Raw genomic sequence first — 23,611 nt, 5'->3', positions numbered from 1 at the left:
TCACCTTACGCCTTTTGTCCGTTCAGCTGTTCGAGGTGGAGGAGCAAGGCACTGTGATCCTGGTCTCCACCGCCGCCGGCGACAAATTCGGAAAATTCGCTTCGGACCCGCTCCGTTAGCGGCAGCTCGAGCGAATACTGTTCGGCCATCGAAGCCACGGCGTCGAGGTCCTTCAGTTGCAGTTTCGAAGGTCCGCCCGGCTTGAAATCGCGCGCGATCATCCTGCCCCCATGCAGGTCCAGGATCCGGCTTTCGGCGAACCCTCCACGGATTGCCTCCCGGAACTTTTCCCTGGAAGCACCACCAGCCTCGACCAGTACCATCGCTTCGGCCACCGCTCCGATCGTGATTGCGACGATCTGCTGATTGGCGAGCTTACAGATTTGACCCGCGCCGCTCGGACCGACATGGGTCACTCGCCCGAGCGCGGCAAAGACAGCCGAAAGCCGCTCGACGACCGCCGCATCCCCACCGGCCATGATTGCAAGGGTGCCGGCCTGCGCTCCGACGACGCCGCCGGAAACCGGTGCGTCGAGATGCTGTATCCCGCGCATCGAAAGCCGCGCTGCATGGTCTTTCGCGATCGGCGGTGCAATCGAACTCGTGTCGATGACAGCGGTTCCGGGACGAAGGACGTCTGCACAACCGGACGTGAAGAGAACGTCCTCCACCGCCTTGCCGTCGCTCAACATCGTGAACACGACGTCGGCATCAAGCACGGCTTCCCTCGGCGTTGGGGCAACTGCCGCTCCCGCCGAATGGAGAGATTCCGCCTTCGACACGTCCCTGTTCCAGACCGTCACTTTGAAGCCGGCACCGAGAAGACGTCGGGCCATCGGCGCCCCCATCAGGCCCGTTCCGAGAAATGCGATCCGCGAAGGCTCGTCGTGGCTGGTGTCGCTCACAGCTTTCCTCCCATCTCGTGTTCGATGTGAACGCGAATGATCTCATCGAACGACTTTTCGGCGACAAAGCCAAGTGCCGTCGCGCGTTTCGCCTCGAAACCCGGCGCCCAGCCGGCAACCATCTTCATGATCATCTCATCCGGCTCTCGCCGGATAAGGCTGACAGCCTTATCGCCGGCAACGCGCCGGAGCGCTTCTATTTGCTCTCCGACCGTTGCACTTAGGCCCGGCATGGAGAGGTTCCGTCGCGGGCCGACCTTTTCGAGGTCGATCGTTGCACCATGAATGAGGAATCCCACCGCCGAGCGCGGCGAGGCGTGCCAATGACGGACATCCTCACTGACGGGCAGGACAGCCTCCTGTCCGGCCAGAGGCTCGCGCAGAATGCTCGAAAAGAAGCCGGAAGCAGCCTTGTTCGGCTTCCCCGGTCGGATGCATATCGTCGGTAGCCGGATTCCGATTCCGTCAAAGAAGCCACGGCGGCTGTAATCCGACAGCAACAACTCACAGATCGCCTTCTGCGTTCCGTAGCTGGTGAGTGGCGTCGTATGGAAATCGTCAGGAATAGGGTAGGGCAAAGGCGCCCCAAAGACGGCGATCGACGAGGTGAAGACGACACGCGGACGATAACCGTCTTCGTTATTCATCTCCCGAATCGCGTCAAAGAGATAACGCGTACCATCGAGATTGATGCGATAACCCTTGTCGAAATCGAGTTCCGCTTCCCCCGAGACGATTGCCGCAAGGTGGAAGATCACGTCGGGCCGACCGGCGACAATCCTCTGCGCAGTACCTGGCTGGGAGAGGTCGGCGATCTCGGCCACGACGGTGCCGTCGTATCCCAACGGCGCCTCCGGCCTAACTACGTCCACCAGCGTCATTGCCTCTACCGAACGACCTCCGAGACTGCCCGGCGCAGCAAGATGGGCCGCGAGCTTGCGCCCAACCATTCCCGCTGCACCGATGATAAGAACGTGCATAAAGACCTCTCCTTCAGGGCCCACCAGATCGCCCATCGAATTATGTTGTAAGGTTGTCTGATAACCTTATATGATCCGATTGAGAATAGACTATTTGCTCCGCTGATCCAGATCAGAAGATCATGAAGGCCCCGAAAATGCACAGCTCCCATACCACTGCCGACCTGCAGGCTGCGCTCCGTGCCCGCCTGGGCGATGCTGCGATCGTCACGGAGGCGACGGCAATGCTACCCTATTGTCGCGATTGGCACGGCGACGTCACCAGCGATGCCGTTGCGGTGATAAGACCTCGCTCGACTGCGGAGGTATGCGATGCCGTTCAAGCCTGTCGGAATCTGGGCCTTTCGATCGTTCCCCAGGGCGGCAACACCGGACTGGTTCTCGGCGCGATCCCGGATCGGCCGGAAAGGGAGGTGATATTGAGCCTGGAGCGGATGAAAGCCGTGCGCTCCGTCGACCCCGACGACTTCTCGATGGTTGTCGAAGCCGGATGCATTCTTGCAGAGGCGAAAGAGGCCGCTGCGTCGAAGGGCATGTTCTTCCCCCTGGCGCTCGGAGCACAGGGAAGCTGCCGGATCGGCGGCAATATATCGACCAATGCGGGCGGCATAAACGTCCTCCGTTACGGCATGACGCGAGAACTGGTGCTCGGCCTGGAGGTCGTACTGCCGGACGGAACGGTCTTGGACTCCCTTTCAACGCTTCGGAAGGACAACCGCGGGATCGATCTCAAGCAGTTGTTCATCGGTGCGGAAGGCACATTGGGCATTGTCACCGCCGCCACCCTCAAGCTGACACCGTTTCCGGATCGGGTGGCCACCGCCTTGCTCGGACTGAACTCGCTCGAAGACGTCATGCGACTATATCGCCGCGCGCGGCGCGATTGTTGCGATCTCATGTCCGCCTTCGAATTCATGCCCCCCATTGCCTTCGCGCTCGCCCGCGAAGCAATGCCTGATCTAACAATTCCGATCAGCGGAGACTGCCCCGTCTATGTGCTGATGGAAATTTCCGGATCCGGCCTCGTCGATGTGGACGACTTGATGCAACGCTTCCTGGAGAATGTGCTGGATGATGGATTGGTCATCGACGGCGTGCTCTCCGCCTCCGCCGCCCAGGCGCGCAATCTATGGCTCTTCCGGGAGGGAATGAATGAAGGCCAGGCGAGACGTGGAACGCATCTGCGTACGGATATCTCGGTGCAGCTATCCCGCCTTCCCGATTTCGTGAGGGAAGCCGAGGCCGCCGTCGCTGCCGCGGCACCGGATTGCGTTTGCGTCTCCTATGGCCACGTGGGTGACGGCAACGTGCATCTGAACGTTCTGCCGCCTTCGGGGCTATCGTCGGTGGAGCGGTCGAATCGCATTCATACGGCCAAGAAGGAGATCAACGCCGTGCTCGATCGCTATCACGGCAGCATAAGCGCGGAACACGGCATTGGTCGGCTGAAGCGTGCCGACTTCGAGGAACGGCTCTCCGACGTTCAGCGCCACCTGCTGACCGCGATCAAGACAGCGATCGATCCGGCAATGATCATGAATCCCGGATGCCAATTGAATTTGGGGGAATTATCGTAGAATAAGCGAGGATTGTTCGGGAGGCAGTGTTTTCCATGGCGATAGACTTCGGCCAGATCAGGCGAAGCGAGCATCTACCGGCGCGAATTGCGACGCATATCGCACGCGAGATCGGTGAAGGCCGCATCAAACCGGGCGACAGGCTGCCGACCGAACATATTCTGGCCAAGGCCTTCGGGGTCAGCCGGTCGGTGGTGCGCGAGGCGATCGCACAATTGCGGAACGAGGGACTGGTCGAAACCCGGCAGGGTGTTGGCGCCTTCGTGAGGGATATGCATGTGCGTCCGACGATTCGGATCGAGCAGGAGGAGCTCGTCGACCGCGAGAGTTTCCGCAGCCTGTTCCAGCTTCGCATGCCGCTCGAGATCGAGGCCGCCGGCCTTGCCGCTGTTCACCATGACGCCGAAGACATGAAGCAGCTCAACGCCGCACTGGACCAGATGACCGGCGCCGAGAAGTGGACCGACCAAGGCATTCTCGCCGACCTCGCGTTCCACCGCGCACTGGCCGCCGCGACCCATAACGAATACTTCCCTCTCTTCATCGGCTTCATCGCCGAACGGATCAGCCATGCGATCAATGCGGCGCGTGCGACGGCGGTGCTCGAGGAGATCGTCGAGGTGACGATTGCCGAGCACGTGGTGATCCGCGACGCGGTCGCGCTGCGTGATCCGTTGAAAGCTCGCGATGCCATGCGCCAACATTTGCTTGGCGCCGCATCCCGCCTCGATCTCTCGCTGGAGACGTTCTAGACCGCCGAACTTCGGGTTTCGGCCGTTCTGCGGCCAGCCTCCTCTTCCCCTGCCTCTAAAGGCTCTCGCATTATTTTTCCGGTCCGCACATTTTCACCGCTGGACATGACGGGCATCGAGGATTAGAACCCAGAGGTAATGTTGTCTGACATCCTGACAATAGGGCAACGCGGCACCTCGGAGGAATACCAAGAAGTGCAAGCTGGGGAGGAACAAGGGTGAACACTGAACGCGTTCTTCATTCGGAGACCATTCTGCCGGAGGAAGCCAATGCTCTGCTGGTCGGTCGCGTATGGTCGAACGCCGCGGGTGGCCCCTGCCCTGCCCTCGTTGCAAACGGCCGAATTCTGGATCTGACGTCGTTGGCAGCTACCATGGCGTCGCTGCTCGATATCGAGGACCTGATCGCGAGATTGCGCGAGCCGAAGACCTTCCCCGACCTCGGATCGCTCGATGATTTTCTGTCCGGCCGTGAAGGAGCCCTGCTCGCCCCGTCGACCTGCAGGCAATCAAGGCCGCGGGGGTAACTTTCGCCGACAGCATGCTGGAGCGCGTGATCGAGGAGCAGGCCAAGGGCGACCCGCTTCGTGCTCAGGAAATCCGCTCACGTCTCGCACCGGTTCTCGGAGACAGTCTGCGCGGACTCGTCGCAGGTTCGCCGCAGGCTACGAGAGTGAAGGCCCTGCTTCAGGAGATGGGTCTTTGGTCTCAGTATCTCGAGGTCGGGATAGGACCGGATGCCGAAATCTTCACCAAGGCCCAGCCGATGTCCGCGGTGGGCTGCGGCGCACTTGTCGGCCTTCACCCAATTTCCTCCTGGAACAATCCGGAACCGGAAGTCGTTCTCGCCGTTCGGTCCGATGGACGGATCGTCGGTGCAACGCTCGGGAACGACGTCAACCTGCGTGACGTCGAGGGACGGTCGGCACTCCTGCTCGGGAAGGCCAAGGACAACAATGCCTCCTGTGCGATCGGGCCGTTCATCCGCCTGTTCGATCAAGCATTCACACTCGACGATCTGCGGCGAGTGAAGGTTTCGTTGAAAGTGCGGGGCGAAGACGGGTTCGAGATGTCAGGTGAAAGTCCGATGGAGGCAATCAGCCGGTCTCCCGAAAACTTGGTGTCCCAGATGTTGAATCGCAGCCATCAGTATCCGGACGGCGCTGTGCTCTTCCTCGGTACGATGTTCGCGCCCGTAAAGGACCGCCATGCCGCAGGACTCGGGTTTACCCATGAAATCGGCGACCGCGTCGAAATCTCGACGCCGAAACTCGGTCGTCTGGTGAATTGGGTAGAACGCAGCGATACCTGCCCGGAATGGACGTTCGGCACAACTGCCTTGATTCGCAACCTGGCCGCCCGCGGTCTCCTGAATAAGGTGTGAGGGCAATGCAGAAGGTCATCGATACGTTCTATCGCTTCCTGGAAATACTACTCATCTTCTTTCTGTCGGCGATGGCGGTAATGGTCTTCGTCAACGTGGTTATGCGATATGGCTTCAATTCCGGCCTCAACGTTTCCGACGAACTCTCGCGCTATTTCTTCGTCTGGCTGACCTTCGTCGGCGCCGTCGTGGCTTTTCGTGAACACGCCCATGTCGGCGTTGAAACCTTGGTCATGCTGTTCGGCCGCAGGGGCCGGATCATCTGCATGATCCTTTCGAACATCATCATTATCGCGGTATCGGCGATCTTCTTCTGGGGCACGTGGAAACAGGCGCCTATCAACGCCAGCATGACCTCGCCGGTCACCAAGCTGCCGATGATCTGGGTTTACGGAATCGGCTTCTTCACCGGTGCCGGCGTCGTTCTGATTGCGCTCGAACGCCTGTTCCGCCTGGTGACCGGCCGCGTCACCGAAGAAGAGATTGCCGCCTTCGCAGGCGAAAACATGTCCCTCGAGCATCTTTCGGAGCGCGCCTGATGACCTTGGTCGTGTTCATCGTCTCGCTGCTCGGCGCAATGGCAGTCGGCGTTCCGGTCGCCTTCGCGTTGATGTTCTGCGGCGTCGTGCTCATGTGGTTCATGGGCATGTTCAACACGCAGATCATCGCCCAGAACATGATCGCCGGGGCGGATACCTTCACCCTGCTCGCGATCCCCTTCTTCATTCTCGCCGGTGAACTGATGAATGCCGGCGGTCTGTCGCGGCGCATCATCGATTTCGCCATTGCCTGTGTTGGCCATATTCGCGGCGGTCTCGGCATCGTCGCGATCATGGCCGCGGTCATTATGGCCAGTATTTCGGGGTCCGCGGCCGCCGATACGGCCGCACTCGCAGCGATCCTCATTCCGATGATGGCGAATGCTGGCTACAACGTGCCACGTTCCGCGGGGCTCATCGCCTCCGGTGGCGTCATTGCCCCGGTCATCCCGCCGTCGATGGCCTTCATCGTCTTCGGCGTCTCCGCCAACGTGTCGATCACCCAGCTGTTCATGGCCGGTATCGTGCCGGGCCTGATGATGGGCACCGCGCTGATCGCCACCTGGCTCATCGTCGTACGCAAGGACAAGGTCGAAGCTCTTCCACGCGCTCCGATGAAAGATCGCGTTCGCGCAACGGCTCGGGCACTCTGGGCGCTGGGCATGCCGGTCATCATTCTCGGTGGCATCAAGGCAGGCATCGTGACCCCGACGGAAGCGGCTGTCGTCGCGGCGGCCTACGCGCTGTTCGTCGGCATGTTTATCTACCGGGAACTATCGCCCAGGGAACTGCCGCATGTTATCCTTCAGGCAGCCAAGACCACAGCCGTCATCATGTTCCTGGTGTGTGCGGCGCTCGTCTCGGCGTGGCTGATCACGGCAGCGAATATTCCCGCCGAGATTACCGGATACATCGAGCCCCTTATCGACCGCCCGACCCTGCTGATGATCGTCATCATGCTCGTAGTGCTGGTCGTCGGGACAGCACTCGACCTGACCCCTACGATCCTGATTCTGACGCCCGTGCTGATGCCGATCATCAAGCAGGCAGGGATCGACCCGGTCTATTTCGGCGTTCTGTTCATCATGAATACCTGCATCGGTCTGCTGACACCGCCCGTCGGAGTCGTACTGAACGTCGTCAGCGGCGTCGGTCGGGTGCCGCTCGGCAAGGTGACGGTGGGCGTCGCGCCCTTCCTGATCGCGCAGGTCGTCGTTCTCTTCGCTCTGGTCCTGTTTCCGGACCTGCTCCTCGTACCTGCTCGCTGGCTGCACTGACAGTGACCTGAACCTGCAACATCATCCAACTCAATGGGAGGATTCCATGAGAAAACTGCTGCTGACTACGACTGCCGCCATTTTTGCATGCTCTGCCGCCGTTCCGGCGTCTGCCGAGTACAACGATCGCAATATCCGCGTTTCCAACGGCATCAACGCTGACCACCCAGTCGGTAACGGTATCGAAGCGATGCAGAAGTGCCTCGATGAGAAGTCCGGCGGCAAGCTGAAGCTGACGGCATTCTGGGGCGGCGCCCTCGGTGGCGACCTGCAGGCGACCCAAGCCCTGCGCTCGGGCGTGCAGGAAGCTGTCGTGACCTCTTCATCGCCTCTCGTCGGCATTGTTCCGGCGCTCGGCGTCTTCGACCTTCCATTCCTCTTCACCAGCAACGAGGAGGCGGACGCCGTGATGGACGGCGAATTCGGCCAGTTCCTCGATCAAAAGCTCGAAGCGGCAGGCCTCGTGAACCTGGCCTATTGGGAGAACGGCTTCCGCAATCTTTCGAACTCGAAGAAGCCGGTGACCAAGTGGGAAGACCTGGAAGGCATGAAGGTCCGCGTCATGCAGAACGACATCTTCCTCGACACCTTCCAGAATTTCGGTGCCAATGCGACACCCATGGCCTTCGGTGAGGTCTTCTCCGCACTCGAGACGAAGGCTATCGATGCACAGGAAAATCCTTACGTCACGATCGACACCTCAAAGTTCTACGAAGTGCAGAACTACGTCAGCGAGACGAAGCACGCGTACACGCCCTTCCTGTTCCTCTTCTCGAAAGCAATCTTCGACACCTATACACCGGACGAGCAGTCGGCCCTCCGCGAATGTGCGGTCGTCGGCCGCGACGTTGAGCGAAAGGTTATCCGCGAACTGAACCAGAAGTCGCTCGAGAAGATCAAGGCAGCCGGCGTAGAGGTCAACACGCTGTCTCCCGAAGAGTACGCCCGCATGCTCGAGAAGTCGCAGGTCGTCTACGAAAAGCACAAGGACGAGATCGGCGCCGACGTTGTCGATCGTGTCCAGAGCATCCTGGCGGATATGCGCAAGAAGTAAGCAAGAACCTCCTCCCTGGAGCATGGACCCGCGTGAAACCCTCATTGAGGGCGCACGCGGGTTTTCTCATTCGGGAACAGCAGGAAGAACAGCGTCCCGCTTCTTGAGCTGGCGCTCGCGGAAAAAGATGAAGAGACCGGAGGCGATGATCAGCCCCGCGCCGATCATCATGCTCATACGGGGCACGTCGCCGAAGAACATCCATCCGAAAACAACAGCCCAGAGAAGCAGCGTATACTGAAGCGGTGCGACCGTAGCGGCGTCGGAGATCTTGAGGGCACGATTGACGAGCATGTGCGCCGCCATGGCGACGATACCCAGCAGTCCCAACAGGAAAAGATCGCGAACGGAAGAGACCGGTGCCCAATCGAACGGTGAAAACGCGAGACCGGCGATTCCGGCTCCGACAATCTGGAAGAACACAAGTGCACGGTCCGGGGTCTTCCGCAGGCCACGCCCGGAAAGCATCATGAACGCAAACGCGGCACTCCCGAAGATCGAGATGAGGGCAGGCAAGGTAAACATAGCGCGCGAAGGCTCCAGCGCGATGATGACGCCGAAGAAGCCGATTGCAATCGCGCTCCAGCGCCGCCAACCGACTTTCTCACCCAGAAGCAGCGGTGAGGCGGCCGCGACATAGATCGGCGCGGCCAGCCAGTAGGTCATCACGTCGGCCAGCGGCAGATACATGACGGCGTAGTAGAAACAAAGGATCTCGACGGTCGAAAAAATCACCCGAAGGATTTGCATCGACGGCCGCTCGACCTTCGCCAGCGACGGGATACCATCCTTCCAAAGGAAGGGCGAGAGGACGAGAAGAGCCGCGATGCTGCGAATAAGCACCACCTGACCAAGCCCGTAGCTGGAGAGAAGCCATTTTCCCATCGCATCGTTCAGGCCGAACAGAAGCATGCCGAGCAACATGACAAGAGGCCCGGCGAATGCGGGCATACGGGCTGTGGCCGATGTGGAGGCGTGCGTCATCATGTCCTCTGCTATCTCGTTCTGAGGTGGCTGTTCAAATGCTCGCGGTGTCCGAGCGACGGCGGGTTACGGTGAAGGCCTGGTCGAGATCCGGGTGAAGCTCCGTTCCGAGCCCGGGACCGGGGGAACGGTGATCATGCCATTGCGAACCTCGGGAAGAGCAGTAACCAGGTCGCGGTACCAGGTACGATAGAACGCTCGAACACTCTCCTGGACGAGAGCATTCGGTGCATTGAGCGACAAATGGGTCGAGGCACACAATACCACCGGACCCGTACAGTCATGCGGGGCGACGGGCAGATGCCAGGCTTCCGCCATGGCAGCGATCTTACGGGCTTCGGACAACCCGCCGCACCAGCTGATATCGAGCATGACCACACCTGCCGCACCGGTTTCAAGAAGATCACGGAAGGCCCAGCGCGAGCCGAGCGTCTCCGAGGCGGAGATCGGTGCCGGTGAGGCAGCCGCATAGCGCGCCAGGCTGGAGAGGCTATCCATCTTGATCGGATCCTCGTGCCAGAACGTCTGAAATGGCGTGAGTGCCTTTGCAATCTGGATCGCCGGCAGGAGCTGCCACATCGAGTGGAATTCGACCATGATATCCATCCGGTCGCCGACAGCGTCGCGGATCTTTTCGAAGGGCTTCAGTGCCAGTTTCAGATCCGGCATCGAAATATACTGGCCACGCGTCTTCTCCGCCGCCGCATCGAACGGCCATATCTTCATCGCCGTGATGCCATCCTCGAGGAGGGAATGGGCAAGTTCGTCGGCGCGATGCAGAAAGCCGTTCAGATCGTCATAGTCGCGCCCCTCGGAAAGCCCGTAATTCGCAGTGGTCTGCCCGGTTGCCTTCTTGATGTACTCGGTTCCGGCACAGGTGTTGTAGGTGCGGATCTCCCGCTTGGTGAACCCGCCGAGCAACTGCGCGATCGGCTGACCTGTCGCCTTGCCGAAGATGTCCCAGAGCGCAATGTCGAACGCAGAATTGCCCCGCACCTCCGCGCCCGAGGAGCGAAAGCCGAGATATCCGATGAGATCCGCCGCAAGTCGGTCGATCTCCAGCGGGTCGCGACCGATTACCCGGGGCGCAATGTACTCATGCACGTAAGCTTCGACCGTCTCCGCACCGAAGAAGGTCTCCCCCAGACCCGTGATGCCTTCATCCGTGTGAACCAGGAGCCAGAGCAAATTGGCGCGTTCGGCGACGCGCACGGTTTCAAGCGCCGTAATTTTCATGATGTATCCTCAGATCAGTCCGGCAGCCAGAAGCGCCTTTGTGCTGCCATCGAAGTGCTGGTTCATGAGATCGACAGCAGTCCGTGGATTGCCGGCGGCAATTGTCTCCGCCAGGTCCACATGCAACCGCGTCACGGCGCGGCGATCCTCGTCGCGCGCCCGGCTGCGCCAGCCGATAGGCCAAGTTTCGCGCATCACCCCGCGGAAAGCTCCGATGACCAATGCGAAGACCGGATTGCGTGACGCCTGGGCGATTGCGAGATGGAACGCGATATCGTGCTCCATGACCGCCGAAGGTTGGTCGAAATCCCGCTCCATTGCCCGAGCGTGGTCCAGTATCTCGCGCGCTTCCGCGTCAGTACGGCGAAGCGAGGCGAGCGCAACCGTGCGACCTTCGATGGTTCGGCGGGCATCATAGATGTGCTGCACGCCGATCTGGTCGGTGGTGACGCCATGTGCCATCATCATCGCCATGGTCTCGTCGTCGAGTTGCGCGACGGTCGGACGCTTTCCTGCCCCGAGATCGACCAACCGAAGAGCCGAAAGCGAGCGGAGCGCCTCCCGAACCACGGTCCTGGAGACATGAAGCTCTCTGGTGAGCACCGCTTCAGCCGGAAGACGATCGCCAGGCTTCAACTCATTCTCCCGAATGAAGCGAGTGATCGCCGTCATCGTCACCGCGACAAAGTCCCCGGACGATGCTGCTGCTGGTGACAAGGTTACGTCCCGATCCATACGATTCTCCTATAACATTCGGAAAGCTATAATACGGGATGAGAAAAACCTAGCCCCAAATGTGGGCGACAAGAGTGCCGTTGCTCGACGAGCATTTTTCGGTCATGCGGACAGGCCGACGGAAGAAATGACGTTGTGTGAGCACTTGCGAGATGCCACTATTTCCACCGAGTGTCGGCGCGCAATGTCCGGCAATGCACTCCGGGAGGGACTTCTAATGATCAGCGCCTTTCAGATGGCCAGACGCCGTCTGTCGAACGGACTCCTGTTCACCTTCTTGGCTTCGGCGGCCCTTGCCGTACCTGCAGTACCTGCACTCGCCGGACAATCCGACAGGTCGCTCGTTCTCGGCATGGCAATCGAGCCTATCGGGCTTGATCCCACAATCGCTGCGCCCGTCGCAATCGGCCAGGTTACGTGGCAGAACGTCTTCGAAGGCCTCGTCACCGTCGACCGCGACGGCAACATCAAGCCTCAGCTTGCAAAGAGCTGGACCATTTCCTCCGACGGTCTTACCTACACCTTCAGACTGCAACGGAACGTGACGTTTCACGACGGCGAGACGTTCGATTCCGCCGTTGCGAAAGCATCCCTGGAACGCGCCCGCGGCGCAGACTCCGTCAACCCGCAGAAGCGCTTTTTTTCATCGATAGCGACAATCGAAACGCCTGACGCAGAAACGCTCGTCCTGAAGCTCAGGGAGCCGGCCGGCAGTCTGCTCTACTGGCTCGCTTGGCCGTCATCAGTGATCGTAGGAACCAAAACCGCAGAAAGCGACAGGACGACGCCGGTCGGGACAGGTCCATTCCGGTTCGTCCGGTGGGCGAAAGGTGACAAGGTCGAACTCGCCGCGAATACGGACTACTGGAACAAGGACGTGTCGATCGGGTTGGACAAGGTCACTTTCCGCTTCATATCGGATCCGCAAGCACAGGCAGCCGCCCTCAGGTCCGGCGATGTCGATGCCTTTCCGGAGTTCGGCGCGCCGGAGCTCGTCGGGAGCTTTGAGAACGACCCGAACCTGACAACCGTCATCGGCGACACGGAACTCAAGGTCGTTGCCGGCATGAACAATGCCCGAAAACCATTCAACGACAAGCGTGTCCGCCAGGCGCTGATGATGGCGCTCGACCGCAAGACACTGGTCGATGGCGCCTGGTCCGGCTTCGGAACCCCGATCGGCAGCCACTACACGCCGAACGATCCGGGCTTCATCGACCTGACCGGCATCTATCCCTACGACCCTGAAAAGGCCAGGGCGCTGCTCGCGGAAGCCGGTTATCCCGACGGCTTCAGCTTCGTCATGCGAGCACCGCAAATGTCTTATGCCACCCGCAGCGCTGAGATCATGCAGGCCATGCTCGCGGAAATCGGCGTGACGATGACCATCGAACCCACGGAATTCCCTGCGAAGTGGGTGCAGGAAGTTTTCAAGAACGCTGACTACGACATGACGATCGTCGCCCATGCCGAGCCCATGGACGTCGACATCTACGGCCGCGATTCCTACTACTTCAACTACAGGAATCCAGTGCTGAACGGCCTCATCGCAAAGGCGGAACAGACAACCGATCCGGTTGCACGAGATGCGATCTATGGCGATGTCCAGACGGTCCTCGCGGAGGATGTGCCTGCGCTCTATCTGTTCGTGATGCCAAAGCTCGGAATCTGGAACAAGGGAATAGAGGGGCTTTGGCGGAACGAGCCGATTCCCTCGAATGTGTTGACGGATGTGCATTGGAAAGAATGAATCCTACCCTCGCGAGGATCGCGAGCGCGCACAGGTATGCGACGCGCGTGGGCTCCGACGACGAGGCGGAGCAACGCCTTGGCCTTGCCACCTGTGTAGGTAAGGGGAATCCGCGATGCTAACCGTACTGATGCGCCGAGTGGTCGCCCTGCTGCTGACGCTTCTTGCCGTGTCGGTGCTTGTCTTCGCCGTCATGGACGTGCTGCCGGGCGATCCCGCAGCGGTCATGCTTGGTACGTCGGCGAGCCCGGACACACTTGCTGCCCTGCGGCATGAGCTGGGCCTCGATCAGCCTCTCCTGCTTCGCTATTTCGTGTGGCTTGCGAGTGCCGCTCGTGGCGATTTCGGCACCTCCTATGTCTACGGCGTTCCGGTTTCCGAACTGCTTGCCGAACGTCTTGCAGTCACCCTTCCGCTGGCGGCTATTGCGGTCGTACTCTCCGTCGCGATAGCCTTGCCGCTCGGGGCCCTTTCTGCAGCTCGGCGCAGTTCCGCCTTCGACCATGCCGTGGGCGTTCTCTCGCAGCTCTTCATCGCAGTGCCGGGCTTCTGGGTCGCATTACTATTAATTCTCCTCTTTTCCGTCCGGCTGCGCGTCATGCCGTCGGGTGGTTTCCCGGGTTGGGAAAGCGGCCTTGGGGCGGCGCTGAAATCGCTCGTCTTGCCGGCCGTTGCACTCGCCCTCCCACAGGCGGGCGTTCTGACCCGCGTGACCCGTTCGGCCGTCCTCGAGGTATTGAACGAAGATTATGTCCGCACTGCCCGCGCCAAGGGTCTTCCCCAAAGAGTCGCGCTTTGGCGGCATGCTGTTCCGAACGCCATGGTTCCGGTCGTCACCGTTCTCGGCCTGCAATTCACTTTCCTGGTGGCCGGAGCGATCCTGGTCGAGAACCTCTTCAATCTGCCGGGGCTGGGCAGGCTCGCCTACCAGGCGCTGATGCAACGCGATGTCGTCGTTCTACAGGACGTCGTTCTGTTCTTTGCCGGCCTCGTCGTCATCGTCAATTTCCTGGTCGATCTCTCCTACCTCTTTCTCGATCCGCGACTGCGCGAGACGGCGTCATGAGGCTCCCGACGACGGCGAACCCGCAGCCGGCTAACCGAATGCCGAGATGGGGTGCCGGTCTCATCGCCGGCGGGACACTCACCACCATCCTCGTCACCGTCGCGCTCATCTCGCTGATCTGGACGCCCCTTTCCCCAGGCAAGATGCAGATCACGCACAAGCTGCAGCCTCCGCTATCCTATGGTCTGTTTGGGACCGACCAATACGGGCGTGATGTTCTGTCCATGCTGATGGTCGGCGCGTGGAACTCGCTGTCGATCGCGGCCGCGGCAGTCGCCATAGGCGCCTCGACGGGGACACTGATCGGCATGTTTGCCGCAAGCCGACGCGGCCTTGCGGAAGCATTCGTCATGCGCACGGCAGACGTGGTCTTTGCCGTTCCGCCGATCCTGTCGGCGATGATGCTCGGCGCGTTTCTAGGGACGGGACGGTGGACCGCAGTGATTGCCATCGCCGTGTTCATGGTCCCCGTCTTCACACGTGTCGCCGCCGGTGCGGCACGACAGGTCTGGTCGCGAAATTATGTCCTTGCCGCACGCGGCGCAGGCAAGGGCAATTTGCTGATCACAATCGAGCACGTGTTCCCCAACATCGCAAACCAGATCGTCGTGCAAGCCGCGGTCCAGCTCGGCCTTGCAATTCTGACCGAAGCAGGCCTGAGTTTCCTCGGGCTCGGGACCCCACCACCGGCGCCGACCTGGGGCCGCATGCTCGCGGACGCGCAAACCTACCTCGAAATCGCTCCATGGCTCGCCATCCTCCCGGGTCTTGCCATTGCCGTCGCCGTTCTCGGCTTCAACATGCTGGGTGATGGACTGCGGGACTTGTTAGATCCGCGAACCGAGGACTGCCGATGAAGGGCGATACCCTGCTTGCAGTCGACGGACTGACCGTGTCGCTCCGCGGAAGCGATGGCGTGGCATCCTCGATATTGCGCGATATCTCGTTCGCCCTGCGGCCGGGCGAGACGCTCGGAATCGTCGGGGAATCCGGGTCCGGAAAATCGCTGCTCGCCCTTGCGATCATGGGCTTGCTGCCCGCAGCAGCCCGCGCGGGCGGCCACATCACCTTCGAGGGCCAAGATCTGCTCGCCCTCTCGGACGACGAGATGTGCCGGGTACGCGGAAACAGGATCGGCATGATCTTCCAGGAACCGGCGACCGCCCTCAATCCCGTCATGACGGTTGGCGATCAGGTCGCAGAAGGACTCGTCTGGCACAGGGGGGTGAGCTGGCAGAAAGCCCGCGCAGAGGCGCTCCGGTTGCTCGATCAGGTGCGGATTCCGGACGTGCACCGTCGTGCGCGAATGTATCCACACGAGATGTCCGGCGGGCAGCGCCAGCGCATCGGCATCGCAATCGCACTGGCGCTGAATCCGCCCTTGCTGATTGCGGACGAGCCCACGACAGCCCTCGACGTCACTGTACAGGCGGAAATTCTCGACATCCTCGACGAGCTGGTCCGCGAACAAGGAATGGCGCTCATCTTTGTCAGCCACGATCTCGGCGTTGTCGCCAGTACCTGCCAGCGCATGATCGTCATGTATGCAGGACGGATGATGGAGGAGGGAGCAACCCACGCGGTTCTCACCGCCCCTTTCAATCCCTACACACGCAGTCTTCTGCACACCGTGCCACGTCGTCTTGAAAGAGGACAGCGCCTCGCTGCCATTCCGGGAACGGTGCCGACCTTCACGCATCGTCCGCGCGGTTGCGCCTTTTCCGATCGATGCCCGGAGCGTGAAACGCGTTGCCATGAGGTCGACCCACCGTGGTTCTCACTGCCGGAGGGAGGGGGGAGCCGGTGCATCCATGATCCAGGCCGGGAGACGTCCCGATGAAAGCCCCGCTTCTCGACGTGCAAGAGGTAACGCGTGACTACGTCTCACACGCCTTGTTCTTGTCCCCACATCGCCATCGGGCACTCGACTCCGTGTCGCTCCGTATAGAACCAGGCAGCATTTTCGGTCTGGTCGGTGAGTCCGGCTCCGGCAAATCGACACTCGCGCGCATCGTTGCGGCGCTCGACCGGCCGACATCCGGCAAGGTCATGTTCGACGGTGACGACCTTTTCACGTTGCCCGCCCGCCAGCTTATGCACCGGCGCAGCGCATTTCAGATGGTATTCCAGGATCCGTTCGGATCCCTCGACCCACGCCAGCGGATCGGCAGGACCGTGGCCGAGCCACTTCATGCCCTGCCGGTACGTCTCGGTCGTCGGCAGATCGAGGACAGGGTGGCCGAAGTACTGGAAAGTGTCGGACTATCCGTCAATCATATGCGCCGCTACCCGCATGAGTTCTCCGGTGGGCAACGCCAACGCATCGCGATCGCCCGCGCACTGGTGACGGAACCGAAGCTGGTCATCGCGGACGAGCCGGTCTCCGCGCTCGATCTCTCGGTTCAGGCCCAGATCCTCAATCTCATCATGGATTTGCGCGAGCGCCGTGGCGTCGCATTCCTCTTCATCAGCCACAATCTTGCAGCAGTTGATTGCGTTGCAGACACGGTGGGCGTGATGTATGGCGGCCGGATCGTGGAGACGGGACCGGCCGACGAGGTCTTCCGGAAACCGCTCCATCCATATTCGCAAGCCTTGGCGGCAGCTGAGCCGAATGTCCAGGCGCACCAAAGGCAGCTGCCGCAGGTGCAGCCGCCGCTCAAAGCTCCGGCAGGAGAAAATGGTTGCGCGTTCCGAACGAGGTGCCCGCGCGCAATCGAACGATGCGGGACCGAACGCCCGGTATTGCACCCGGTTTCGCCCGGACGCTCGGTTTCCTGTCACCGCCCGGGTCAGGACGAGACCTGACCCCGAACTTGCACTACGGTGTTCGAGCCGCAGCCGGCAGTGTGATCGTCAGCCGACAGCCTTCAGCCGACCCTTCGCAGCCAAGCGTGCCCGGATCGATTCGACGTCCGCCCGTGGCGTCGCAGCAAACAGCGTCTTCGTGTACTCGTGCTGCGGGTCGGAAAATACCGCATCGCGGGTACCGTATTCGACAGCTTCGCCGAAATACATCACCATGACCTCGTCGGCGATGTAACGAACCACCGAAAGGTCATGGCTGATAAAGACGTAGGTCAGCCCAAATTCTTCCTGTAGGTCGGCGAGCAGATTGAGAACCTGCGCCTGGACCGAAAGGTCGAGGGCCGAAACCGGTTCATCAAGGACGAGAAGCTTAGGGTTGAGCATCAAGGCGCGGGCAATCGCAATGCGCTGGCGCTGTCCGCCGGAGAACATATGCGGGTAACGATTGTAGTGTTCGGGTCCGAGTCCCACCTTGACGAGCATCTCGGTCGACCGTTCCCGTCGCTCCGCTGCCGACATGCCAGTATTGATCAGCAGTGGTTCCCCAAGGACATCGCCGATCTTCTGGCGAGGATTGAGAGATCCGTAAGGGTTCTGAAAGACGATCTGTACCTTCCGACGCATCTCGGGCGTCAGATGCCCCGGACGAGTGTCGACCTTGTTGCCGTCGATAAGGAGCTCACCCGAAGTCGGTTCGTCGATGAACGTGAGAATCCGCGCGAGAGTCGACTTGCCGCACCCGCTTTCACCGACAATCGCCAGCGTCTTTCCGGCCTCCAGCGAGAAGGACACTCCCTTCACGGCATGAACGATCTTCTCCGGTTTGAAGAGGCCGGTTGGCACATGATAGTCGCGCTTGATGTCGCGGATCTCGAGCATCGGCCTGGTATCTTCCTGCATAGCGCTCATGCGTCTTCTCCCTCGGCATCCGCTCCAGTCATGAAATCGGAGACCGTCGTCAGGCGGTCACCGGTTGCGTTTTCCGGCAGCGCGGAGAGCAGTGCCTTGGTGTAGTTGCTCTTCGGCGCCTCGAAGAGCGTCAGAACGTCGGCCTCTTCCATCTTCCGACCCTTGTATTGGACGATCACCCGATCGGCCGTCTCCGCCACCACGCCCATGTCGTGGGTGATCATGATGAGGCCCATCCCGTTCTTCGCCTGCAGCGACATCAGGAGGTCGAGAATTTGCTTCTGGATAGTGACGTCCAGCGCTGTGGTCGGCTCATCGGCGATCAGAAGTTTCGGATCGCAGGCGATCGCCATGGCAATCATAACGCGCTGGCACTGACCACCGGACATCTGGTGCGGGAAATGGCCGAGCCGTTCTTCCGGATTGGGAAGGCCGACCTGGCGGAGAAGTTCCACCGCACGCGTCCGGCGCGCCTTCTTGTCCATTCCCATATGGACGCGAAGAACTTCCTCGATCTGGAAGCCGACCGTGAAACACGGATTGAGACTTGCGACCGGCTCCTGGAAGATCATCGCAATGTCCTTGCCGATCAGTTCCCTGCGGGCCGCTGGCGACAGATTCTGGATGTCCCGCCCCTGGAACAGCATTCGATCGGCGGTGATCTTCGCCGTCCAGGGCAAAAGCCCCATGACGGCCAGCATGGAAACCGACTTTCCCGAGCCGGACTCGCCGACGATTGCCAGTACCTCACCGGCATCGACCGAGAGCGATACGCCGTCGACCGCCTTGAACCATCCCGTTGCGGTTTCGAACTCGACCGTCAGATTCTGGATTTCGAGCAGGGCCATTTCACGACCTCTTCATCTTCGGATCGAGAGCATCGCGCAGGCCGTCACCCATAAGGTTGATCGCCAGCACGGTGATGAGGATTGCAAGACCGGGGAAGGTGACGACCCACCAGGCCCGGAGGATGAATTCGCGCGCTTCGGCGAGCATCGTTCCCCATTCCGGGGCCGGCGGCTGGGCACCCATTCCCAGGAAGCCGAGTGCCGCCGCGTCGAGGATTGCATTGGAGAACGACAATGTTCCCTGGACGATCAGAGGCGCCATGCAGTTCGGAAGGATGGTCCGGAACATGAGCCTCAACGGGCTGGCGCCTGCCAAGCGGGATGCGGTGACGTAGTCGCGGCCTTTCTCGCTCATGACCGCCGCGCGCGTAAGGCGCACGAAGTGCGGCTGCAAGACGAGCGCGATGGCAATCATCCCGTTGGTCAGGCCCGGCCCCAGGATCGCGACCAGCACGAGCGCGAGCAGAAGCGAGGGGAAGGCGAGAATGATGTCCATCAGGCGCATGATGATGGTGTCGACCCAACCGCGGTAATAGCCTGCGAAGACCCCGATCAGCACACCAGAAGACAGCGACAGGGTGGTCACGAAAACGCCGATGAACAGCGAATACTGTGCGCCGTAGAGAAGACGGGAAAGAATGTCGCGACCGACAGGATCGGTGCCGAGCAGATAGCCGCCGCGGCCGCCGTCGATCCAGGCAGGGGGGAGAAGCACCGCGTCGCGGTACTGTTCAAAAGGAGAATGCGGTGCGATGAACGGCGCAAAGACTGCGACGATCACCAGTAGGAGAAAGACGAAGAGCCCGATGACGGCGCCGCGGTTTTCAGAAAAGTAGAACCAGAACTCCTTGAGCATCTTCCGCCGCAAAGCTGCGGTCGAGAGGACCTCTGGAGAGTTGTCGATATCGTTGATGGTATCGGCCATGGGATTTTCTCCTTCTAGTGCCGGATACGAGGGTTGATCAGGCCGTAAAGCAGATCAACAATGAGATTGACGACCATGATGATGGCCGCGATCAGCAGTAGTCCGCCCTGGATGACCGGGTAGTCACGGCGGAAGACGGAATCGACCATCCATTTGCCGATCCCCGGCCAGGAGAAGATCGTCTCCGTGAGGATCGCTCCCGCGAGCATGACGCCGATCTGCAGGCCGATCGTCGTAATGACCGGGATCATGGCGTTTCGCAGCGCGTGGACACCGATCACCCTGAACGGCGAAAGACCCTTTGCACGGGCGGTACGCACGTAGTCTTCGGAGAGCACCTCCAGCATCGCCGAGCGCGTCTGCCGCGCGATCACCGCAAGCGGTATCGTCGCGAGCACGATCGACGGCAACACAAGATGACTGAGCGCGGAAAAGAATGCGCCTTTCTGATCTGACAGAAGGGAGTCGATCAGCATGAAGCCGGTAACAGGCGGGAAGAAATACATCAGCGAGATGCGTCCCGACACGGGTGTCCATTGCAGGATACCCGAAAACAGGATGATCAGCAGCAGTCCCCACCAGAAGATCGGCATCGAGTAGCCGACAAGCGCAACTCCCATGAGAGCCTGGTCGAAGAATGAGCCCCGTTTGATTGCCGCAAAGACGCCCGCCGGAATACCGAGGAGGACGGCGATGACGATCGCACACAATGACAGCTCGACCGTGGCGGGGAAGAGAGAGAGGAACTGCTCGAGGATCGGCGTCTTCGAAACGATAGAAGTACCGAAATCGCCGGTAACGATCCCGCCGAGATAGTCGAAATACTGCACGACGAGCGGCCTATCCAGACCGAGGTGAGCACTGATTTCGGCGTGACGCTCCGGCGACATCACGCGCTCACCGGACAGCAGCGCAACGGGATCGCCCGGCAGCATCCGGATGAACGAGAAGGCGATGATCGAAACCCCGATAAATGTCGGGATCAACACGGCGAGGCGCCGCAAAAGGAAGCTGAACATAGGGAACCTGTCGCTGTTTCTGCGGAAGATCTGATTGACGGATATGCATCCGGAACGGCCAGACCTCAGCCGCTAAGCATGACGTGCTTCAATTGGGTGCTCTATTAGTACGAATGCCGCGGGAGGCGCAACGCATCCCGCGGCAAAAGTTCTAATATACGTCGTTACTCGGCGATATCGACGTTCTCGAAGGTGAAATCACCAAGCGGGCTCTGCACGAAGCCGCTGACTTCCTTGCGCATCGGCACGACCGACAGCGAGTGGTCGAGCGTCGCCCACGGCGCTTCGCGCTTGAAGACGACCTGAGCCTCCTCATAGAGCTTAGTGCGCTCGGCCTGGTCGGAAGTGATCTTCGCCTTCTTCACAAGCTCGTCGAACTCCTTGTTGCACCACTGGGCACGGTTGTTGCCACCGACGGCGTCGCAGCCGAGCAGGGTGTCGAGGAAGTTGTCCGGATCGCCATTGTCACCGGTCCAGCCGAGCATGACGGCGCCGTCACGATCCTTCGCCTTGGAGCGGTCGAGATACTCGGCCCATTCGTAGGACACGATTTCGGCCTTTACCCCTATCTTGGCGAAGTCGTCCTGGATGATTTCGGCAGCACGACGGGCATTCAGCATGTAGGGACGCGAAACCGGCATGGCCCAGAGCTTCATCGACAGATCCTTGACGCCGGCTTCTTCGAGCATCTTCTTCGCAGCGTCGAGATCATACGTGTCGTCCTCAACCTTGTCGTTGTAGGACCACATGGTCGGCGGGATCGGGTTCTTCGCCGGCGTTGCCATGCCCTGGAAGATGGCGTCGACGATCGCCTGCTTGTTGATCGCCTTGTTGAGTGCCTTGCGAACCTCGACCTTGTCGAAGGGCGCCTGGGTCGTGTTGTAGGCGAGGTAGGCGACGTTGAGGCCTTCCTGTTCCATAACCGTGAGGGCCGGATCGGACTTCATGGTTTCGACATCAGCGGCATTCGGATAGGGCATCAGGTGGCATTCGCCGGCCTTCAGCTTCTGATAGCGCACCGCTGCATCCGTCGTGATCGCGAAGACGAGGTCGTCGATCTTCGGCGCACCACCCCAGTAGTCGGCATTCTTCTTGTAACGGATGACGGCGTCCTGCTGGTATCCGACGAAGACGAACGGTCCGGTTCCGACCGGCATCTGGTTCAGCTGTTCCTTCTTGCCGGCTGCGTCGAGGCTGTCGGCATATTCCTTCGAAACGATCGAGGCGAAAGGCATTGCGAGATTGGCGAGGAACGGCGCTTCCGGGCGGTTGAGGACGAATTTGACGGTCAGGTCGTCGACCTTCTCCACCGACTTGATCAGGTCCGGGAAGCCCATCCCTGCCGCATATTCCCATGCAGCACCGGCGACATACTGGTTCCACGGATTGCTCTTGTTGATCTGGCGATCGATTGAAAAGACGACATCGTCAGCGTTCAGGGTGCGGGTCGGCGTAAAGAAGTCCGTGGTATGGAACTTGATGTCCTTGCGCAGCTTGAAGACGTATTCCTTCCCGTCGTCGGAGACGGTCCAGCTCTCGGCGAGACCAGGAACCGGCTTCGTCGTGCCGGGCTCGAATTCGAGCAGTCGGCTGTAGACAGGGTGCGCGGACGCATCGAAGGTCGTGCCGGCCGTGTAAAGGCCGGGATCGAAGCCCTCCGGCGAGCCTTCGGAGCAATAGACGAAAGTCTTGGCGCTCGCAGCGCTGGCGAAGAAAGTCGCCGAAAGCAGTGCAGCAGCGATACCCAGTTTATACTTCATAGTGTGTCTCCCAATTGAAGAGGGCCGGACCGCCGGCCTGGGTTGTTTCAACGGCTCGCGGTTCCGGCCGAAGGTTGGCCGCATTCTCCGAACTCTCTACACACACGCGTTCGCCACCTCGCCACGAGAAAACCCGAGGCGGTCTCTTTCACGATCGAAGCAAAACCGTTGGTCGGCTGCTTTGATCGAAGAAACTGAGAGGGGGAGAATTTTGTTCGGGTCGAGCCGATCGTCATTCGTGTTTTCTTGAATTGGCACGATTTTAGTATTTTTCTACCACCAAAGCGGTATGGGGCGCAGCATAACGATTACAAACCACTTGTCGAGCCAGTGACACGAACTTGCCCTAAAAATGTGTAGGAAACGGCGAATGAGGCGTTTCTCGGCGATTTTGAGGTCGTTTTTTGGACGAGACCGCCCGTTACAGGCCCAAAACTCGCTGGTGTCATAGAGCTGGCCTTCCCGATGTGGGTGTCCTAAGTCGTGTACCGGGAGATCGGAATGTACACGCTCGAAAGCACACAAACGTTTGAACAGGAAATCAAGAGAAGCCGGTTTCAGGCGGTCTCCGGTCCGGTCGCCACAGAAGCGGCGGCGAGGGACTTCATCGAAACCTATTCAGAACTCTCCGCCGGGCATAACTGCTGGGCGTGGCGTATCGGCTCGAGATACCGGTTCAGCGACGACGGTGAGCCGAGCGGAACGGCTGGAAAGCCGATTCTGCAAGCGATTGACGGACAGTCGCTGGACAATGTGGCTGTTGTCGTCAGTCGATGGTTCGGCGGCGTCCTGCTCGGCAGCGGCGGCTTGGTCCGTGCATATGGAGGGACTGCCGCGGCCTGCCTTCGCGCTGCGCCGAAAAGCCTCGTCATTCCTCGGGTGCCTGCGCAGGTGAAGGTCGGCTTTGCCGATCTGGCGATCGTCAAGGCGCGCTTGCTTGCCGTGCCGGACCTCAGGATTGAAGAGGAAGTCTTCACCGAAGAAGGTGCCGAGCTTGCGCTCGCACTTCCTGAACTTGAAACCGCAGCGGTCCGCAGACTGGTTTCCGACGTGACAAGCGGCCGCTCGATCCTTCTCGTTTCGATCTAGATCGTCGCGGCCGC

The 23,611-nt window shown here is 60.4% G+C and carries 20 protein-coding genes and 2 pseudogenes; 12 read left to right on the top strand and 10 right to left on the bottom strand.

Going from position 1 to position 23,611, the window contains the following annotated elements:
* Nucleotides 1–5 precede the first annotated feature (5 nt).
* Both H4I97_RS18055 and denD read right to left on the bottom strand, forming a co-directional pair.
* Nucleotides 6–848: an NAD(P)-dependent oxidoreductase gene (locus H4I97_RS18055; protein ID WP_182307714.1), complete on the bottom strand. Its 843-nt coding sequence runs from the start codon at nucleotides 846–848 to the stop codon at nucleotides 6–8.
* Between the two features lie 53 nt (nucleotides 849–901).
* Nucleotides 902–1,885, bottom strand: a complete 984-nt coding sequence (gene denD / locus H4I97_RS18050) for a D-erythronate dehydrogenase (RefSeq protein ID WP_182305952.1) — start codon at nucleotides 1,883–1,885, stop codon at nucleotides 902–904.
* A 137-nt stretch (nucleotides 1,886–2,022) separates the two neighbouring features.
* On the opposite strand from denD, the gene H4I97_RS18045 reads away from it, so the two are divergent.
* The 6 genes and pseudogenes from H4I97_RS18045 to H4I97_RS18020 all read left to right on the top strand — a co-directional run bounded on the left by H4I97_RS18045 (nucleotide 2,023) and on the right by H4I97_RS18020 (nucleotide 8,468).
* A complete protein-coding gene (locus H4I97_RS18045; protein WP_244658681.1) occupies nucleotides 2,023–3,462 on the top strand; it encodes an FAD-binding oxidoreductase in 1,440 nt (479 codons plus the stop codon).
* A gap of 35 nt (nucleotides 3,463–3,497) precedes the next feature.
* The gene (locus tag H4I97_RS18040; RefSeq protein ID WP_182305950.1) at nucleotides 3,498–4,214 is read left to right on the top strand and encodes a FadR/GntR family transcriptional regulator; all 717 of its coding nucleotides are present in this window, start codon (nucleotides 3,498–3,500) and stop codon (nucleotides 4,212–4,214) included.
* Between the two features lie 218 nt (nucleotides 4,215–4,432).
* A pseudogene (locus H4I97_RS18035) lies at nucleotides 4,433–5,598 on the top strand (fumarylacetoacetate hydrolase family protein).
* Nucleotides 5,599–5,603: 5 nt separating this feature from the next.
* Nucleotides 5,604–6,137: a TRAP transporter small permease gene (locus H4I97_RS18030; RefSeq protein WP_182305949.1), complete on the top strand. Its 534-nt coding sequence runs from the start codon at nucleotides 5,604–5,606 to the stop codon at nucleotides 6,135–6,137.
* Nucleotides 6,137–7,414 (top strand): TRAP transporter large permease, encoded by a 1,278-nt coding sequence (locus tag H4I97_RS18025; protein WP_182305948.1) that lies wholly within the window; start codon nucleotides 6,137–6,139, stop codon nucleotides 7,412–7,414. Before H4I97_RS18030 ends, H4I97_RS18025 begins: the two co-directional genes overlap by 1 nt.
* Before the next feature lie 46 nt (nucleotides 7,415–7,460).
* Nucleotides 7,461–8,468: a TRAP transporter substrate-binding protein gene (locus H4I97_RS18020; RefSeq protein ID WP_182305947.1), complete on the top strand. Its 1,008-nt coding sequence runs from the start codon at nucleotides 7,461–7,463 to the stop codon at nucleotides 8,466–8,468.
* A gap of 66 nt (nucleotides 8,469–8,534) precedes the next feature.
* Here the strand turns inward: H4I97_RS18020 and H4I97_RS18015 are convergent, their stop codons facing one another.
* The 3 genes and pseudogenes from H4I97_RS18015 to H4I97_RS18005 form a co-directional block, all read right to left on the bottom strand.
* Nucleotides 8,535–9,452: a DMT family transporter gene (locus tag H4I97_RS18015; RefSeq protein WP_378143163.1), complete on the bottom strand. Its 918-nt coding sequence runs from the start codon at nucleotides 9,450–9,452 to the stop codon at nucleotides 8,535–8,537.
* Nucleotides 9,453–9,486: 34 nt separating this feature from the next.
* Nucleotides 9,487–10,688: pseudogene (locus tag H4I97_RS18010) on the bottom strand (mandelate racemase/muconate lactonizing enzyme family protein).
* A 9-nt stretch (nucleotides 10,689–10,697) separates the two neighbouring features.
* Nucleotides 10,698–11,423, bottom strand: a complete 726-nt coding sequence (locus H4I97_RS18005; protein WP_182305946.1) for a FadR/GntR family transcriptional regulator — start codon at nucleotides 11,421–11,423, stop codon at nucleotides 10,698–10,700.
* 217 nt (nucleotides 11,424–11,640) lie between these two features.
* On the opposite strand from H4I97_RS18005, the gene H4I97_RS18000 reads away from it, so the two are divergent.
* The 5 genes from H4I97_RS18000 (at nucleotide 11,641) to H4I97_RS17980 (ending at nucleotide 17,047) form a co-directional block, all read left to right on the top strand.
* Nucleotides 11,641–13,173, top strand: a complete 1,533-nt coding sequence (locus tag H4I97_RS18000; RefSeq protein WP_182305945.1) for an ABC transporter substrate-binding protein — start codon at nucleotides 11,641–11,643, stop codon at nucleotides 13,171–13,173.
* 115 nt (nucleotides 13,174–13,288) lie between these two features.
* Nucleotides 13,289–14,239: an ABC transporter permease gene (locus tag H4I97_RS17995; protein ID WP_182305944.1), complete on the top strand. Its 951-nt coding sequence runs from the start codon at nucleotides 13,289–13,291 to the stop codon at nucleotides 14,237–14,239.
* Nucleotides 14,240–14,277: 38 nt separating this feature from the next.
* Nucleotides 14,278–15,096: an ABC transporter permease gene (locus tag H4I97_RS17990; RefSeq protein WP_244658805.1), complete on the top strand. Its 819-nt coding sequence runs from the start codon at nucleotides 14,278–14,280 to the stop codon at nucleotides 15,094–15,096.
* Nucleotides 15,093–16,079 carry an ABC transporter ATP-binding protein gene (locus tag H4I97_RS17985; protein ID WP_182305942.1) on the top strand — a complete coding sequence of 329 codons (987 nt, stop codon included), beginning with the start codon at nucleotides 15,093–15,095 and terminating at the stop codon, nucleotides 16,077–16,079. The genes H4I97_RS17990 and H4I97_RS17985 overlap by 4 nt, the downstream gene beginning before the upstream one ends.
* Nucleotides 16,076–17,047, top strand: a complete 972-nt coding sequence (locus H4I97_RS17980) for an oligopeptide/dipeptide ABC transporter ATP-binding protein (protein WP_182305941.1) — start codon at nucleotides 16,076–16,078, stop codon at nucleotides 17,045–17,047. Before H4I97_RS17985 ends, H4I97_RS17980 begins: the two co-directional genes overlap by 4 nt.
* A 48-nt stretch (nucleotides 17,048–17,095) precedes the next feature.
* Here H4I97_RS17980 and H4I97_RS17975 read toward each other — a convergent pair whose 3' ends face one another.
* From H4I97_RS17975 to H4I97_RS17955, 5 genes are all read right to left on the bottom strand, one after another.
* Complete coding sequence (locus tag H4I97_RS17975) at nucleotides 17,096–17,956, bottom strand: dipeptide ABC transporter ATP-binding protein (protein ID WP_182305940.1); 861 nt, start codon at nucleotides 17,954–17,956, stop codon at nucleotides 17,096–17,098.
* A complete protein-coding gene (locus H4I97_RS17970) occupies nucleotides 17,953–18,804 on the bottom strand; it encodes an ABC transporter ATP-binding protein (protein WP_182305939.1) in 852 nt (283 codons plus the stop codon). Before H4I97_RS17970 ends, H4I97_RS17975 begins: the two co-directional genes overlap by 4 nt.
* Nucleotide 18,805: 1 nt before the next feature.
* Nucleotides 18,806–19,729, bottom strand: coding sequence for an ABC transporter permease subunit (locus H4I97_RS17965; protein WP_182305938.1), 924 nt, complete (start codon nucleotides 19,727–19,729; stop codon nucleotides 18,806–18,808).
* A 14-nt stretch (nucleotides 19,730–19,743) separates the two neighbouring features.
* Nucleotides 19,744–20,748 (bottom strand): ABC transporter permease subunit, encoded by a 1,005-nt coding sequence (locus H4I97_RS17960; RefSeq protein WP_182305937.1) that lies wholly within the window; start codon nucleotides 20,746–20,748, stop codon nucleotides 19,744–19,746.
* 164 nt (nucleotides 20,749–20,912) lie between these two features.
* Entirely contained in the window at nucleotides 20,913–22,508 is a 1,596-nt protein-coding gene (locus H4I97_RS17955) for an ABC transporter substrate-binding protein (protein ID WP_182305936.1), read from the bottom strand.
* Nucleotides 22,509–23,009: 501 nt separating this feature from the next.
* Between H4I97_RS17955 and H4I97_RS17950 the strand changes: the two genes are divergently transcribed.
* Nucleotides 23,010–23,597 carry an IMPACT family protein gene (locus tag H4I97_RS17950; RefSeq protein WP_182305935.1) on the top strand — a complete coding sequence of 196 codons (588 nt, stop codon included), beginning with the start codon at nucleotides 23,010–23,012 and terminating at the stop codon, nucleotides 23,595–23,597.
* Nucleotides 23,598–23,611 lie beyond the last annotated feature (14 nt).

It is taken from the genome of Ciceribacter thiooxidans (genome assembly GCF_014126615.1).
Taxonomy (GTDB): Bacteria; Pseudomonadota; Alphaproteobacteria; order Rhizobiales; family Rhizobiaceae; genus Allorhizobium; species Allorhizobium thiooxidans.
Note: the sequence above shows the minus strand (reverse complement) of the source record. Positions and strands in the feature narration are given on the sequence as shown.

Bases quoted from the DNA above. Each gene is read 5' to 3' on its own strand.
- H4I97_RS18055 (WP_182307714.1), bottom strand. From the start codon at position 848: ATGGGGGCGCCGATGGCCCGACGTCTTCTCGGTGCCGGCTTCAAAGTG.
- denD (WP_182305952.1), bottom strand. From the start codon at position 1,885: ATGCACGTTCTTATCATCGGTGCAGCGGGAATGGTTGGGCGCAAGCTC.
- H4I97_RS18045 (WP_244658681.1), top strand. From the start codon at position 2,023: ATGCACAGCTCCCATACCACTGCCGACCTGCAGGCTGCGCTCCGTGCC.
- H4I97_RS18040 (WP_182305950.1), top strand. From the start codon at position 3,498: ATGGCGATAGACTTCGGCCAGATCAGGCGAAGCGAGCATCTACCGGCG.
- H4I97_RS18030 (WP_182305949.1), top strand. From the start codon at position 5,604: ATGCAGAAGGTCATCGATACGTTCTATCGCTTCCTGGAAATACTACTC.
- H4I97_RS18025 (WP_182305948.1), top strand. From the start codon at position 6,137: ATGACCTTGGTCGTGTTCATCGTCTCGCTGCTCGGCGCAATGGCAGTC.
- H4I97_RS18020 (WP_182305947.1), top strand. From the start codon at position 7,461: ATGAGAAAACTGCTGCTGACTACGACTGCCGCCATTTTTGCATGCTCT.
- H4I97_RS18015 (WP_378143163.1), bottom strand. From the start codon at position 9,452: ATGACGCACGCCTCCACATCGGCCACAGCCCGTATGCCCGCATTCGCC.
- H4I97_RS18005 (WP_182305946.1), bottom strand. From the start codon at position 11,423: ATGGATCGGGACGTAACCTTGTCACCAGCAGCAGCATCGTCCGGGGAC.
- H4I97_RS18000 (WP_182305945.1), top strand. From the start codon at position 11,641: ATGATCAGCGCCTTTCAGATGGCCAGACGCCGTCTGTCGAACGGACTC.
- H4I97_RS17995 (WP_182305944.1), top strand. From the start codon at position 13,289: ATGCTAACCGTACTGATGCGCCGAGTGGTCGCCCTGCTGCTGACGCTT.
- H4I97_RS17990 (WP_244658805.1), top strand. From the start codon at position 14,278: ATGCCGAGATGGGGTGCCGGTCTCATCGCCGGCGGGACACTCACCACC.
- H4I97_RS17985 (WP_182305942.1), top strand. From the start codon at position 15,093: ATGAAGGGCGATACCCTGCTTGCAGTCGACGGACTGACCGTGTCGCTC.
- H4I97_RS17980 (WP_182305941.1), top strand. From the start codon at position 16,076: ATGAAAGCCCCGCTTCTCGACGTGCAAGAGGTAACGCGTGACTACGTC.
- H4I97_RS17975 (WP_182305940.1), bottom strand. From the start codon at position 17,956: ATGAGCGCTATGCAGGAAGATACCAGGCCGATGCTCGAGATCCGCGAC.
- H4I97_RS17970 (WP_182305939.1), bottom strand. From the start codon at position 18,804: ATGGCCCTGCTCGAAATCCAGAATCTGACGGTCGAGTTCGAAACCGCA.
- H4I97_RS17965 (WP_182305938.1), bottom strand. From the start codon at position 19,729: ATGGCCGATACCATCAACGATATCGACAACTCTCCAGAGGTCCTCTCG.
- H4I97_RS17960 (WP_182305937.1), bottom strand. From the start codon at position 20,748: ATGTTCAGCTTCCTTTTGCGGCGCCTCGCCGTGTTGATCCCGACATTT.
- H4I97_RS17955 (WP_182305936.1), bottom strand. From the start codon at position 22,508: ATGAAGTATAAACTGGGTATCGCTGCTGCACTGCTTTCGGCGACTTTC.
- H4I97_RS17950 (WP_182305935.1), top strand. From the start codon at position 23,010: ATGTACACGCTCGAAAGCACACAAACGTTTGAACAGGAAATCAAGAGA.